Source organism: Streptosporangium nanhuense, assembly GCF_059358815.1.
This window is the reverse complement of sequence record NZ_JCADBG010000039.1, coordinates 1-12,716: the sequence shown is the minus strand read 5'-3', so window position 1 is coordinate 12,716 and position 12,716 is coordinate 1. Positions and strand designations below refer to the sequence as shown.

General features: G+C 71.8%; 12 protein-coding genes and 1 pseudogene. 5 read left to right on the top strand and 8 right to left on the bottom strand.

Annotated elements, in window-relative coordinates; all coding sequences use genetic code 11:
* Both AC5L38_RS41485 and AC5L38_RS41480 read left to right on the top strand, forming a co-directional pair.
* Positions 1-792 (top strand): ABC transporter permease, encoded by a 792-nt coding sequence (locus AC5L38_RS41485; protein WP_495248309.1) that lies wholly within the window; start codon positions 1-3, stop codon positions 790-792.
* Complete coding sequence (locus tag AC5L38_RS41480; RefSeq protein WP_495248308.1) at positions 789-1,661, top strand: hypothetical protein; 873 nt, start codon at positions 789-791, stop codon at positions 1,659-1,661. The genes AC5L38_RS41485 and AC5L38_RS41480 overlap by 4 nt, the downstream gene beginning before the upstream one ends.
* A 108-nt stretch (positions 1,662-1,769) precedes the next feature.
* Here the strand turns inward: AC5L38_RS41480 and AC5L38_RS41475 are convergent, their stop codons facing one another.
* Positions 1,770-2,717, bottom strand: coding sequence for an AraC family transcriptional regulator (locus tag AC5L38_RS41475; protein WP_495248307.1), 948 nt, complete (start codon positions 2,715-2,717; stop codon positions 1,770-1,772).
* An 85-nt stretch (positions 2,718-2,802) separates the two neighbouring features.
* Between AC5L38_RS41475 and AC5L38_RS41470 the strand changes: the two genes are divergently transcribed.
* Complete coding sequence (locus AC5L38_RS41470; RefSeq protein WP_495248306.1) at positions 2,803-3,618, top strand: NAD(P)H-binding protein; 816 nt, start codon at positions 2,803-2,805, stop codon at positions 3,616-3,618.
* 141 nt (positions 3,619-3,759) lie between these two features.
* On the opposite strand, the gene AC5L38_RS41465 is transcribed toward AC5L38_RS41470, so the two are convergent.
* From AC5L38_RS41465 to AC5L38_RS41455, 3 genes are all read right to left on the bottom strand, one after another.
* On the bottom strand, positions 3,760-5,280 hold the full coding sequence (locus tag AC5L38_RS41465) for a ricin-type beta-trefoil lectin domain protein (RefSeq protein ID WP_495248305.1): 1,521 nt from the start codon (positions 5,278-5,280) through the stop codon (positions 3,760-3,762).
* A gap of 202 nt (positions 5,281-5,482) precedes the next feature.
* Positions 5,483-6,325: a hypothetical protein gene (locus AC5L38_RS41460; RefSeq protein WP_495248304.1), complete on the bottom strand. Its 843-nt coding sequence runs from the start codon at positions 6,323-6,325 to the stop codon at positions 5,483-5,485.
* Entirely contained in the window at positions 6,325-7,104 is a 780-nt protein-coding gene (locus AC5L38_RS41455) for a MerR family transcriptional regulator (protein ID WP_495248303.1), read from the bottom strand. The genes AC5L38_RS41460 and AC5L38_RS41455 overlap by 1 nt, the downstream gene beginning before the upstream one ends.
* 100 nt (positions 7,105-7,204) lie before the next feature.
* Between AC5L38_RS41455 and AC5L38_RS41450 the strand changes: the two genes are divergently transcribed.
* Together AC5L38_RS41450 and AC5L38_RS41445 are read left to right on the top strand one after the other, a co-directional pair.
* On the top strand, positions 7,205-7,525 hold the full coding sequence (locus AC5L38_RS41450) for an ArsR/SmtB family transcription factor (protein WP_495248302.1): 321 nt from the start codon (positions 7,205-7,207) through the stop codon (positions 7,523-7,525).
* Positions 7,526-7,580: 55 nt separating this feature from the next.
* Positions 7,581-8,036, top strand: coding sequence for an SRPBCC family protein (locus AC5L38_RS41445; protein ID WP_495248301.1), 456 nt, complete (start codon positions 7,581-7,583; stop codon positions 8,034-8,036).
* Between the two features lie 644 nt (positions 8,037-8,680).
* Here the strand turns inward: AC5L38_RS41445 and AC5L38_RS41440 are convergent.
* From AC5L38_RS41440 to AC5L38_RS41425, 4 genes and pseudogenes are all read right to left on the bottom strand, one after another.
* Complete coding sequence (locus AC5L38_RS41440; RefSeq protein ID WP_495248300.1) at positions 8,681-9,325, bottom strand: hypothetical protein; 645 nt, start codon at positions 9,323-9,325, stop codon at positions 8,681-8,683.
* A 124-nt stretch (positions 9,326-9,449) separates the two neighbouring features.
* A complete protein-coding gene (locus AC5L38_RS41435; protein ID WP_495248299.1) occupies positions 9,450-10,823 on the bottom strand; it encodes an AI-2E family transporter in 1,374 nt (457 codons plus the stop codon).
* Positions 10,824-10,953: 130 nt separating this feature from the next.
* Positions 10,954-12,168 carry a hypothetical protein gene (locus AC5L38_RS41430; protein ID WP_495248298.1) on the bottom strand — a complete coding sequence of 405 codons (1,215 nt, stop codon included), beginning with the start codon at positions 12,166-12,168 and terminating at the stop codon, positions 10,954-10,956.
* Between the two features lie 110 nt (positions 12,169-12,278).
* Positions 12,279-12,716, bottom strand: a pseudogene (locus tag AC5L38_RS41425) (phospholipid carrier-dependent glycosyltransferase); the annotation flags it as partial.

Here is a 12,716-nt window from a genome sequence, read left to right as displayed (position 1 = left end):
GTGCCGCACGCGACCCGCGCGGAACTGACCAAGATCCTCACCTTGCCCGGTGTGTGGATCTTCATGGGCGTCGTGCTCGCCCTCGACGTGCTCGTCCTGGCCCAGTCGGCGGGGCTCCTCGCCGACGCGGTGGCCGCCATCACGCCCGACGGCGTCATCGAGATCTTCACCGGCCAGCCCGAACCGGCGACCGGGGCGATCCTCGGCCTTCTCGTCTCGTCCTCGCTGCAGATCGGCGTGTTCCTGCCGATCCTCGCCGCGATGATCGCCGGACAGGAGTTCCGCTCGCACCAGCTCGGGCTGACCGTGCTGGCCATGCCGAGGAGAGGGAGGCTGCTCGTCGCGAAGATCCTCGCGGTCACCGTGTTCCTGCTCTGCGCGGCGATCGTGATCGCGGTGATCAGCACCGCGTTCACGTACGCCGCCGTCAAGGACTGGAACCCGGGCCTGCTCCTGAGCGGTGACGCGTTCCTCGGTCACGGGAAGTTCGTCGTCTTCGCGGTGCTGTTCTCGCTGACCGGCTTCGCGATCACCGTCATCGCCCGCGGCACCCTCATCGGCGTCACCGTCATCGTCGCCCTGACCGCCCTGACCATGACGCAGATGCCCTCCGAGGCGGCTCCGGCCCTGGACGCGCTGTTCCCGGTCAGCGCCGGCCGGAACCTGCTGCTGGACGCGGGGGTGAACCGGCTCAGCGCCGGCCCGGAACACGGCCTGCTGGTGCTCGTGGGCTGGGCGCTGGTGACCACGGCCGTCGCCGGGATCACGCTGGTCAGGAGGGACGCGCGATGAGCGCGGACAGGACCGGCGACGCCCCGGGAACCGCCGACGGGGGCGGCGGTGTCCCGGATGTCACGGGCAGGATCGACGGCGTTTCAGGGATCGCGGACAGGACCGGCGGCACCCGGAACGCCGCCGGCGCCATCCGGTTCGGTGACGTCCTGTCCTCGGAACTCACCAAGATCCGCACCCTGCCTGCCACCTGGATCGCCCTGGCCCTCGCGTCCGCCGCGAACACCCTGCTCGGCCTCCTCGCCGTGTCGGACGCCGTACGGATCGCCGGCCAGGACGGGCAGATCGAGGTCGGACGGCTCGGCACCCTCATGGTGTCGCCGGTCTACGTCTTCGTCGCGATCGCCGTCCATGCCGCGGGCGGTGAGTACCGTGCCGGGCAGCTCCGCGTCACCCTCGCCGCCGTCCCCGACCGGAACCGGTTGTACGCCGCGAAACTCGCCGCGACCGCCGTGGCCGGTCTTCTCGCGGCGATCCCCGCGGTCCTGCCCGGCCACCTCGTCCGGCACGCTCCGGCGATCGCCGGCGGGCATCTCGGGCCCGGTGACGCGGCCGCCGGCCTCGCGGCGATCCTGGGGGCCTACCTCCTGCTCGGGCTGGTCGGCCACGGCTTCGCCGTCATCGCGAGGAGCGTCGTCACCCCCCTCGCGGTTCTCCTCGTCGTGCCGGTGCTCATCTCGCCGGTGCTGCGGGGCGCCCTGCCGGACCCGGTGAGGTTCCTCCCCCACGAGGCGACCCTCAGCCTCCTCGGCATGGCGGACGACCCGGGCACCGCCCTCGGCAGGACCGGCGGGCTGTTCGTGCTCACCGCCTGGGCGGCCCTGTCCGTCGGCGGCGCCTGGGTGCTCTTCGCCAGGCGAGACGTCTAGGAGACGCGAACGGCCGCTCGTCCGTCATGCGGGGCATCCTCGCGGCGTGCACGGCGGGCCCACATCGTCCGACGGACACGGCCGATGTCTCCTTCGGAGAGGTCCCCCTCAGGCGTTCCACGGGGCGGGACGGGCACCGGCCCCGGCGCCGCCACCGTTCTCAAGGCCGTCACCCTTCCCGGCGCCGTCGCGGTAGGCGCTCGGGCTCACGCCCAGGACGCGCTTGAAGGCCGAGCTGAAGCCGAACGCGTCGGAATATCCCACCCTGCGCGCCACCGTGGCGACCGTCGCGGCGGGTTCGGCCAGCATGTCGGCGGCCAGCGCCATCCGCCACTCCGTCAGGTACGTCATCGGCGGCTCGCCCACGAGCTCGGTGAACCGCCTGGCCAGGGTGGTGCGCGAGACGCTCGCGGCGGCCGCGAGGGAGGCGAGCGTCCACGGCCTGGACGGGTCGGCGTGGATGGCGCGCAGGGCCGGTCCGGCCACGTCGTCGCCCAGGGCGGCGTACCAGCCCGGACTGACCGCCTCCGGCCGGTCGAACCAGTCGCGCAGCGTGCACACCAGCAGCCAGTCGAGCAGCCGGTCCAGCACGATCTGGTGCCCCGGGCGGCCGGAGAGGAGCTGAGCCTCCAGATAGGCGCCCATGGTGCCGCAGTCGTGCTCGTCCGGTACGACGAGCGCGGGGGGCAGCACCCGGACCAGGCGGCGGGCGACCTCGCCGTTGACCCGGTACGACCCGGCCAGCAGGATGGTCCGGCCGGTCAGGTCCCCGGTGGCGGTGCCGGCGCCGTCACGGCGGACGTCCGGTGCCGGACGCGGGGTGTCGGTGTCCGCGAACACGAAGGGCTCCGGCCCGCGCACGATCGCCGCCTCGCCCATCCGCACCCGCCGGGCGTCGTCTCCCCGGACGATCCACCCCTCGCCGCGCAGGGGGACGCAGAGTGTCAGGGAGGGGCCGTCGGTGAACCTGAGCGCCCACGGAGGCGACAGCACCGACGCGCCGAAGACCGAGCCCTCGCCGCGTACCCCACGCAACAGATCGTCGTACGGGTCCATGGCGTCACGATAACGGGACGATCGGACAGGCGTGGCGTACGTCCGGCCATGTGCGGACGGCTCCCCGCGCGGTTGGCTCGATGCCATGAGAGAGATCCTGATTCTGGGCGCGACGGGCAAGACCGGCCGCAGGGTGGTGCGGCTGCTGCGCGCGGCGGGAGAGCGGGTACGGCCCGCGTCCCGTTCCAGCGAGGTGCGTTTCGACTGGTCGGAGCCCGCCACCTGGGAGAACGCGCTGAGAGGCGCCGAGGCGGTGTACCTGGTGGCGCCCGACGACCCCGCCCCGGTCGGCGACTTCGTCAAGCGGGCCACGGACGTCAGGCGTTTCGTGGTGCTGTCCGGCCGGGGCCTGGACCTGGTCGGCGAGGACTTCGGCCAGGGCATGGCCGCCGCCGAGCGGGCCGTGCGCGACTCGGGGGCGGAGTGGACGATCCTGCGGGCGAACAACTTCGACCAGAACTTCGACGAGGACCTGTGGCACGCGCCGCTGCGCGCGGGGCGGCTGGCGCTGCCGATCGGCGACGTGCCCGAGCCGTTCGTCGACGTCGAGGACGTCGCCGCGGTCGCCGCGGCGGTGCTGACGGGGGACGGGCACGCGGGGCGGACGTACGACCTGTCGGGGCCGCGCGGGGTGACCTTCGGCGCGGCCGTCGAGATCATCGCGCGGGCCGCGGGCCGGTCCATCGAGTACGCCGAGCTGACCCCGGAGGCCTACCGGGCCGAACTGCTCGCCCAGGGGTACCCGGTGGCCGCGGCCGACGCGCTGGACGCCCTGTTCGCCCTGCACCGCGCCGGTCACACGGCCGAGCCCGCCGACGGGGTCCAGCGGGTGCTCGGTCGTCCTCCGGTCGCGTTCGAGGCCTACGCGACCCGGATCGCCGCCACCGGCGCCTGGTCGTGACGTCCCCTCAGGCTCGGTCTTGACCTCTCGTCGAGAGCGTCGGGGGCGTCGGGGGCGTCGGGGGCTTCAAGAGCGTCGAGGGCGTTGAGGGTGCCGGGGCGGTGAGGACGCTCGCCGCCCCGGCGGTGTTCGCACGGACGGTCAGCCTCGCCGCCACTTCTGGTTGGCGCCGCCGTTGCACTCCCACTGCTGCAGCGGCGTGCCGGTGCCGCCCCAGCCGGTGACGTCCACGCACTTGTTGGCCTGCGGGTTGACCAGGTCACCGGCACCGCTGAGGACGAACTGCTGTGCCGGGTTGCCGCTGCAGGTGGCGAGCTGGATGGCGGCGCCGTTGGCGGTGGAGCCCCAGGCCACGTCCATGCAGAGACCGAGGGCGCGGACGGTGCCGTCGCCGGGCCACGTCCAGTTCTGCGCGGCGGTGCCGTTGCAGTCCCACAGTTGCAGGCGCTGGCCCGCGACACCGTTGCTGTTGGGCACGTCGACGCACTTGTCCTGCCAGCCGATGAGCCGGCCGCCGCCGCCCCCTCCGGTGGTGGTCAGGCTCAGGCCGTACGCGCCGAGGATCTCGTTGACCGGCTGGTGGAAGGTGTTGCCGCCGGTCGAGCAGTTGCCGGAGCCGCCGGAGGTGACGCCCTGCGCCTGGTCACCGGAGATGTACGCGCCGCCCGAGTCGCCGGGCTCGGCGCAGGCGCTGGTCTGGGTGAGCCCGTGGACCAGCGAGCCGGAGTAGTTGACGGTCACGTTCTTGGCCTGGACGACGCCGCAGCGCCAGCCGGTGGTGCGCCCGGACCGGCAGACGGAGGCGCCGACCACGGCCTCCTGGGAACCCGCCACGGCGACGTTGCCGCCACCGTAGTTGTTGACCCACGGGCGGGGCGTCCAGTTCCCGTTCGTACGGACCCAGGCGTAGTCGTTGCCCGGGAACGACGAGCCGGCGAAGGTGCCCTGGCTGACGTTGTTGTGGCCGAGGGTGGGGCTGCCGGTGCCGCCGCAGTGCCCGGCGGTGACGAAGCCGCCGTTGTCGACCGAGAAGCCCACCGAGCAGAGCGTGTTGCCGTTGATGACGTACTGGTCGCCGCCGCGGATGTCGTACAGGGGCCTGGGCGCCTCGCCGACGGAGATCCGCACCTCGGCGGCGTCGACGGCGCCCGCCCTGACGAACCGCTCGGCGGCGGCGCGGTCGGCCGCCGCCACCGCCACGGTGTTCGCGGCGACGTCCACGTACCAGCCGTGGACGTCCTTGCCCGCGGAACCCGCGGCGGCGGCGCGGTCGAGCGCGGCCTTCGTGGCGGTGAGCTGCTTCTCGCTGCGGGGTACGGGCACCGGCAGCGCGCCCGCGGCCCGGACGACGTCGGCGTCCTCGCCGTTCAGGACGCCGACGCTCAGCCGTCCCTCGCCGGGGGTGAACCACGCTCCGGCGAACCGGCCGGCGAGACGGGTGCGAAGGTGCCGCTCCACCACGGTCGCCCCGGCCTCGTGGGCCTGGCGGACGCGAGCCTGCGTGGGGGTAAGGCCGAGGTCGCGCTCCATCGCCTGCTCGGCGGTGGTCGCTTTGGACGGGTCGGGGCCGGGGCCGGGTACGGCCGCGGCCTGTGCGGTCGCGGAGGGGACGACGAGCGCGGCGGCGAGTACCGCCACGCTGGTCAGCACGGTGAATCTCACGGCTGGTCCTCGGGGGGCTGGGGGGTGGACGAGGCGTGAGAGCGCTCTCTCGAAAGAAACTTTTCATTTGTGGTGATCGAAGTCAATATCGACCCTGACTGGATCTGACTGAATCTGATCAGGATTTTCGGCGGCGGGCGCGACCGCGGGCGCCGGGCGGTGCCAGGGGGCGCCGGGCGGTGCCAGGGGGTGCCGGGCGGCGTCAGGGGGTGCCGTGCTGGGCGGGGGATCGCAGGGCCTTCAGCAGGACGTCCGGGGTGTCGGTGAAGAAGCGGATCGTGGTGGCCTCGGCATGTCCGCCGAGGGGGCGGACCACGGTGACCGGCCCGGTCAGCTCGACGACCACGTTGGTCTGGGAGGACACCACCACGCCGAGCCGCGAACCGGTCACGGTGATCGAGCCGCTCTCGTTGTAGTTGCGCGACAGCCGCACCGAGGAGATCAGCTCGCGGGGGACGCGCAGGTCGAAGTACACCCCGGAGCGGACGCGCAATTCCCCGGGAGTCACGACGTGGGGGCGGGTGACGCTCGCCGCGGCGAGCATCAGCACGTACACGATCCCGTAGACGTCGGCCACCAGCACCGCGACGCGCAGCCCGTGCGGCACGTCGAGAGCCCTCAGCAGCAGCTCGATCCCCACCGTCTCCACGACCATCACGAACAGGAACACCATCAGGATCGACGACTGCTCCCGCGCGTACGGCGCGGCGGTGGCGCCGGGCGGCACGCCGTGGCGGCGGCGCGCGATCCACAGGGCGAGGCTCGCCAGGCCCTTCAGCTCGAACCCCACGAGCCTGCGCACCTGTACGGGCACCAGGAGGCGGAAGGTCGCCCCGAGCGCCGCCCGCCGGTCGGCGCCGCCCCTGCGCTCGGCCCTGAACAGCCGGTACGCGGTCACCGCCTCCAGGACGAGCATCGACGCGACGATCAGCTCCGCCGCGACGATCACCGGGCCGGGCAACGGCACCCCCGACACCAGCAGGACCACGAGCAGCATCTCCAGGGGGATGACGGCGAACAGCGCGGCACGGGCGGCCCAAAGCATCAGGTTCTCTCCTTGAGTGTCGTCATGACCAGCTTGAAAACCTCGGCCTGGGCGGGGGAGACCTCGGCGTACATCGTCTCCAGCCACCGCCCGCCGCCCGCGTCCTCCGCCGTGCCGTGGCCGGGCGGCGGATCCAGGTTCGCGACCATCGCCGCGGCCATCTCGCCGGGGATGTGGGCGACGAGGTCGGCGGCGAGCGCGGCGACGCGGGGGTCGCCGGGATCCGTGTCCGCGAGCTCGTCCAGCCGCCGGTAGAGGTCGTGTCCCCGTGCGAGCGCGTCGGGCTCGGTGAGCGGGCGCATCAGGTCGAGCACCTGCGCCCGGTCCGCGGGGCCTGCCACCGTGTCCAGCAGTGCCAGCAGCTCGCGGTCGATCTCGGCGAACCTCGACCCCGTGGTGTGCAGGTCGCGCAGCACCGCCGCCATGTCGGGGGAGACCATCGAGTCGGGATGCGGGTCGGCCTCCGCCAGCAGCGCGGCGAGCCGGTCCCGCCTGGCGCCGATCGCCTCCTGCTGCCTGGCCAGGTCCGCGTCCAGCTCCAGCAGGACCTCGCGCAGCTCCTTGCCCCGGTCGTCGGCGAGCACGTCGCGGATCTCGTCCAGCGACAGGCCGAGTTCGGCCAGCCGCCGCACCCGGGCCAGGACGACCGCGTCGCGCAGCCCGTACTCCCGGTAGCCGTTGGCCAGGCGTACGGGCTCGGGGAGAAGGTCCAGGTGGTGGTAGTGGCGCACGGTCCGGGGGGACACCCCGACCAGCGCGGCGAGCTCGCCGATCCGCATGCCCTCATTAGAAACGTTGACGCTACGACAAGGTCAAACCCGCTCCCAACACTTAAGTGGATGCTTGACTGTTCGCGCTCCGCCCGCAATACTTAAGTACATGCTTAACCAAGGTGGTTCGCTGGACCGGGTGTTCCAGGCGCTGGCGGACCCGACGCGGCGCGAGATGGTCGAGCGGCTGGTCCGCGGGCCCGCGTCGGTCGGCGAGCTGGCCCGGCCGCTGGCGATGTCACTGCCGGCGGTGATGCAGCACCTGCAGGTGCTGGAGGCGTGCGGCCTGGTCAGGACCGAGAAGGTGGGAAGGGTCCGCACCTGTCACATCGAGCCCGGCACGCTGCGGGCGGCCGAGGGCTGGATCACCGGACAGCGCACCACCTGGGAACACCGGCTCGACCGGCTCGGCGACCTCCTGGACGAGTGAGCCGGGATGTGACGAGCGAGCCGGGATATCCGGAACCCCGAACAAGGAGAAGACCATGACCGATCGTTCTGTCAGGCATGCCTCGTTCACCCTGGAGCGGGTGTACGCCGTCCCGCCGTCGCGGGTGTTCGCCGCGTGGGCCGACCCCGTGGCGAAGGCCCGGTGGTTCGCCGTTCCCGGCGGGGAGCACCACCTCGACTTCAAGGTCGGCGGCAGGGAGGTCAACCGCGGCGGTCCCGAGCACGGTCCGGGCATGACGTTCGAGTCCTCGTACCAGGACATCGTCCCGGACGAGCGGATCGTCTACACCTCCACCCTCTCCTCGGGGGAGGACCTGGTCACGGTGTCGTTCACGACGGTGGAGCTCGTCCCCGAGGGCGAAGGCACCCGGCTGGTCCTCACCGAGCACGACGCCTTCCTCGACGGCCGCGAGGAGCCGGAGTGGCGGGAGCGCGGCACCGGCGACTGGCTCGACAAGTTGGACGGTGAACTGCGGCGGCCGGGCGCGTGACCCGGACGGCCGCCGGAGCTCGTCGCTGACCGGGGCGGCACCGTCCGCCCGACACCCTGCCGCAGGCCGCACGCCGGATCGCCGAGCCGTTCGGCGTCGCCTCGGCGGTCGTGGGGCGACAATCCCTCTCGCCGGGCGTGCGCCGTCGTGCCGCATGAAGCACGGTGCGATCAGACCCCCTCGGCGCCGTGGCCGGCGGCGATCGCGTCAACGTGGCGGGCAAGCTCGATGTCCTTGGCCGTGAGGCGGTCCTCGACGTCGTGGGTAGTGATCACGAACCGGATCCGGCCGCCAGGGGTCACGCCTTCATCGACCGGAAGGGAGTGGTCGTGATCCCGCCCCACGGCACACCGGTGGGCGACTGGGTGAACACGGCCACCTGGTGGCCTGGTGCTGTCACCGTCCTCCAGCACCTGCGTGTGCTCGTCGGCCCTGACCGGGGGCTGGGCGAGCGTGAGCTTCGCAAAGAGATCACCGGTCTGCTCGGCGCGCCGCTGCCCGGACCGCCCGCTCGTCGACGACCATGCGTGGTGGACGATCCCTCCACCGCTCCCGTCCAGGAACCTGGATCTCCTTGCAGGACTCTCACCGTCGCCGGGGACCGGCCGGGGCGCGCCGTGAGAGCGGGCCCCGGCCAGGGGTGATCAGATGTCGCCGTTCTCGATGGCCTGCTTCAGGCCCGCCTGCGTCGCCTGGTGGGAGGAGACGCCGCCCGCGACGACGAAGTCGATCAGCGCGGTGTCCGCGTCGAAGGTGAGGTACTCGGTGACCTGGGTCTTCCCGGTGGTCAGCTTCTTGAAGACGATCTTCTGGTGCGTGACGACGTTGGGTACCGACCAGGTGTCGGTCTCGTAGTAGAAGCCGTCGAGGTCGATGCGCTGCTGCGCGTGCGTGTTGCTGATGACGGTCGAGCCCTCGTACGGGATCTCCTCGACCGCGGTGAAGTTGACGTTGCGCTTGCCGGACTTGGTCCAGGTCTTGTGGGTGACGACCCGCTTCAGGAACGAGTGCATGCCCAGGTGGTTGTTGACGTTCGAGTACGCCGAGAACACCTTCTTGATGGGGGCGTCGATCGTGATGGAGATGCTGTCCTTCGCCCGGCTCCGTCCCGACCCCGCGGCGGGCGGGACGTTCTTGTAGAACTTGTAGGTGTCCCAGGCGGTCTGCCACTCGGCGGCGAGCTGGGGGTCGCTGTCGGAGGTCTCCGCGCGGGCCGGGCCGGAGAAGGCGGTAAGGACGAGGGCCGCTGCGAGCAGCTGGACCGAGAGGAGTCGAAGGTGCTTCTTCACGTGTACCCCAAGGGGAGGCAGTAAGTACAAGTGATCTTTTACCGCATGTTGTGGCGATCTCTGTACTTTTGCGGTGAAGAGGCGAAAAAATCTTTTTGTGACGATATGTACGGATGGGTGAGGATCAGGCGCGTTCCTGCCGGGGCAGGACCACCTCCCGCAGGATGAGCAGGATGGCCGCGACCATCGGGATGCCCAGCAGCGCGCCCACCACGCCGAGCAGCGCGCCGCCCAGCAGCGCGCCGACGATCGTGGCGAGCGGCGGCACGTCGACCGAGCTCTTCATCACGGCCGGGGCGATCCAGTAGTTCTCGATCTGCTGGTAGATCGTGAAGAAGACGAGGCAGACGATGCCGACGGTCGGGGAGACGAAGAACCCCACCAGGGAGGCGACGCCCGCGCCGATGAAGGCGCCGACCAGGGGGATGAGGTCGGTGAGCGCCACGATCAGTGAGAGCGCCAGGGCGTACGGGACCTGCATGATGCTCAGGAAGAAGAAGGTCGTCACACCGGCGATGAGCGAGATGATCAGGTTCCCGGCGACGTAGCCGCCGATGCTGTCGATGATCTGGTCGCCGAGCAGGGTCGCGCGGGTCCGGCGGGACCGGGGGACGAGGCGGTAGGCCATCCGCTTGAGCGACTTCAGCGAGCCCAGGAAGTAGAGCGTCAGCACCAGCACGGTCAGCGAGTTGAAGACCGCCCCGATGAGGACCGTCCCGATGCCGAGCACGCCGCCGAACATCTGGGTGCCGAAGTCGCCGCTCGTCACGTACGTCTGGAGCTTCTCCAGCAGCTGGAAGCGCTGGTCGAGGTCGCGGATCATCGGGTTGTTCTGCAGCTCCTGGACGTACTGCGGGAGCTGCTCGACGAACTGGGCGGACTGCGTGGTCAGCGGGGGCACCACGGCCAGGCCGAAGACGACGAAGACGAGGATGACGCCCAGGAAGACAGCGGTGATGGCCGCCACGCGCGGGACGTTGCGCCGCTGGAGCACCTCGACGGCCGGGTTCAGGCCGATGGCCAGGAAGATCGAGACGATGATGAGGATCAGCACCGAGCTCGCGCTCGCGACGGCCTGCACCAGCCACCAGGCGGTGAGCACGCCCAGCGCGGCGGTGAAGCCGAACACGAACGGGTTGTTGCTCATCGAGCGCCCCGGACGGCCGAACGGCAGGCTGTTCTGCACGACCCCCGAGGGCCCGGCACCACCGGGCGCCCCTCCTGGCGGCGTGGCCGCGTCGGCGGCCGCGGTGGCCGTGCTCGTGGGTACGGCCGCACCAGCGGGATCGCCGGGGCCCGCGGGCGAGGTGTCCGGCAGGACCAGGGGGCCCGCAGAGGTCAGGATCGGCTCGGACCCCGCCGCGCCCGCGATCTCGGAGGTCGCGCCGGCCGGTGCGGCGGGTCCGGCCGAGGTGGCCGCCTCCGTCGACGGGACGCCGGGGGCGGGCGGGGACGCTGCCGCCGCTGTGGCGCGGTCAGCGGAGATGGGCTCGGGCACCAGCAGCCACTGCCCTTTCCAGAGAGAGATAGTCGGCTTCCGCCAACCATACTTTCCGCTGGTCACCGCATGGTTCGCAGCATAAGGAGCACGAGGAGCGTGAGGGACGGGAGGGGGTGGAGGGGCGCGGTCAGGGCATGTTGACGTACTGCCGGGGGCGCAGGGCGTGACCGCGCAGGGCGGCCAGGGCGGCGGAGCGGCCCGCGGGGGTGAGCCGGCCGTCGACGCGGAGCCCGAAGGCGTCCAGGCGCCTGCCCAGCTCGGTGAGCGAGGCGTCGACCTCCACGGTCTGCCACTCCGCGCAGTCGATCACGGCGGTGACGTGGTCGCGGTCGGCGGGGGAGCCGTCGGCGAGCAGCATCAGCGCCACCTCCCTGGCCGAGGCGCGGAAGCCGTTCTCGCCCGACGCGGGGGCGAGCAGGGCGGCGGCCGCGGTCTCCCAGAGCAGGTCGGCGTCGCCGAGCAACCGCTCACCGGCCGGGGTGGTCACCAGGCGCCTGCCTGCCCGGCGCAGCGCGCCCATGTGGTCCTGGGCCACCTCGCGGACGGTCGCCAGCTCCGCGCCGCTCCAGGTGCTCTCGGCGAGCACGGAACGGGCGAGGTTGTGCCGCTGGGTCAGCGGGATGCCCTCGGGGCGCAGGCCCACGGTCAGCAGCCAGCGCAGCGCCCCCAGGTGGGCCTCGTCCGGTGCGGGGATGGGCGCGTGCAGCCGCACCTCGAAGGGCTGGGCGAGCTCGCGCCAGGCGGTGCCCCGGCCGAGGACCCAGCGGTTGAGCCGCTCGCCCTGGACCCGGTGCAGCCAGTTGTCGCCGCCCAGCTCGGGGCGGGGCGTGGTGAGCCAGTGGCTGGTGAGCCTCTGCCGCTCCTCGGGGCCGGGGACGAGCTCGCCGGAGACGATGGCCAGCTCCAGCGCGGCCGAGCAGGCGCCGTGCGCGCCCAGCTCCTCGGGGCCCATGATCGAGCTCCACCGCAGCTCGGGGACGTCGGGCGGGAGCACGCCCGTCGCGTCCAGGGCGGTCTGGTACGCGGCCATCCCGGCGTCCTCGCCCAGGCGGGCGTAGGTGCGCAGGATCTGGCTCGTCGTGGCCGACGAGCACAGGGCGGCGTAGCGCTCAAGGCCGCCCAGCCGCAGCAACCGGCCCAGCGCGCGGGCGATCGCCGGGCGGTCTCCGGTGACCTTGCAGGGCAAGGTGTACCAGAGGAATTCGCACACGTTGAGCTCGGTGATCGTCTCGAGCGGCTCGCCGCCGGTCAGCCAGTCGATCGCGCTGCGAGCGTGCTCGGCGGAGGCGGGCTCGGAACGCTCCAGCTCCGACAGGAGTGCGGCCACGTCCGGTGCAGGCATGCTTCGAAGTCTGCCGTATGCGGGCCTGCTCTGACGATGGACGTGACGTAATGGATCCTGCACGGTGCCTACCCTAGGAAATGTCTTCTAAGTGGCTCATATGCGGACGCTCAGATCCAGCCCTTCTTGAAAAGCATTCGCGAACTCCACTCGGCGTACGGGACGATCTCGGCGGTGAGCACCGGATAGAGCCACCAGAAGTTGACGAGCGCCAGGAGGGCGAAGGCCCCCACGACGGCGGCGCCGAAGATCCTGCGTCCCTGCCGGGCGCTCGCCGAGCCGATGATCAGCTTGGCGTCGTGTCCCTGCGGGGCGCTCGCCGGGCCGATGATCAGCCCGGCCGCGAGCACGATCGCCAGGACCATGAAGGGGACCATGGGGATCGCGTAGAACAGGAACATGGTCCGGTTGTCGGCGATCGCCCAGTAGAACCAGGGCAGCCAGCCGGCGGCGTAGGCGAGGAGCACGGCTCCGGCGCGCCAGTCGCGGGTGGCGACGTACCAGGCGACCATGGCGATGAGGGCGGCCAGGCCCCCGTACCAGATGAC

What these genes read in the sequence shown, in the direction of transcription:
- AC5L38_RS41450 (WP_495248302.1), top strand. Translation starts at nt 7,205, where the DNA reads ATGCTTAACCAAGGTGGTTCGCTGGACCGGGTGTTCCAGGCGCTGGCG.
- AC5L38_RS41475 (WP_495248307.1), bottom strand. Translation starts at nt 2,717, where the DNA reads ATGGACCCGTACGACGATCTGTTGCGTGGGGTACGCGGCGAGGGCTCG.
- AC5L38_RS41460 (WP_495248304.1), bottom strand. Translation starts at nt 6,325, where the DNA reads ATGCTTTGGGCCGCCCGTGCCGCGCTGTTCGCCGTCATCCCCCTGGAG.
- AC5L38_RS41470 (WP_495248306.1), top strand. Translation starts at nt 2,803, where the DNA reads ATGAGAGAGATCCTGATTCTGGGCGCGACGGGCAAGACCGGCCGCAGG.
- AC5L38_RS41445 (WP_495248301.1), top strand. Translation starts at nt 7,581, where the DNA reads ATGACCGATCGTTCTGTCAGGCATGCCTCGTTCACCCTGGAGCGGGTG.
- AC5L38_RS41430 (WP_495248298.1), bottom strand. Translation starts at nt 12,168, where the DNA reads ATGCCTGCACCGGACGTGGCCGCACTCCTGTCGGAGCTGGAGCGTTCC.
- AC5L38_RS41455 (WP_495248303.1), bottom strand. Translation starts at nt 7,104, where the DNA reads ATGCGGATCGGCGAGCTCGCCGCGCTGGTCGGGGTGTCCCCCCGGACC.
- AC5L38_RS41480 (WP_495248308.1), top strand. Translation starts at nt 789, where the DNA reads ATGAGCGCGGACAGGACCGGCGACGCCCCGGGAACCGCCGACGGGGGC.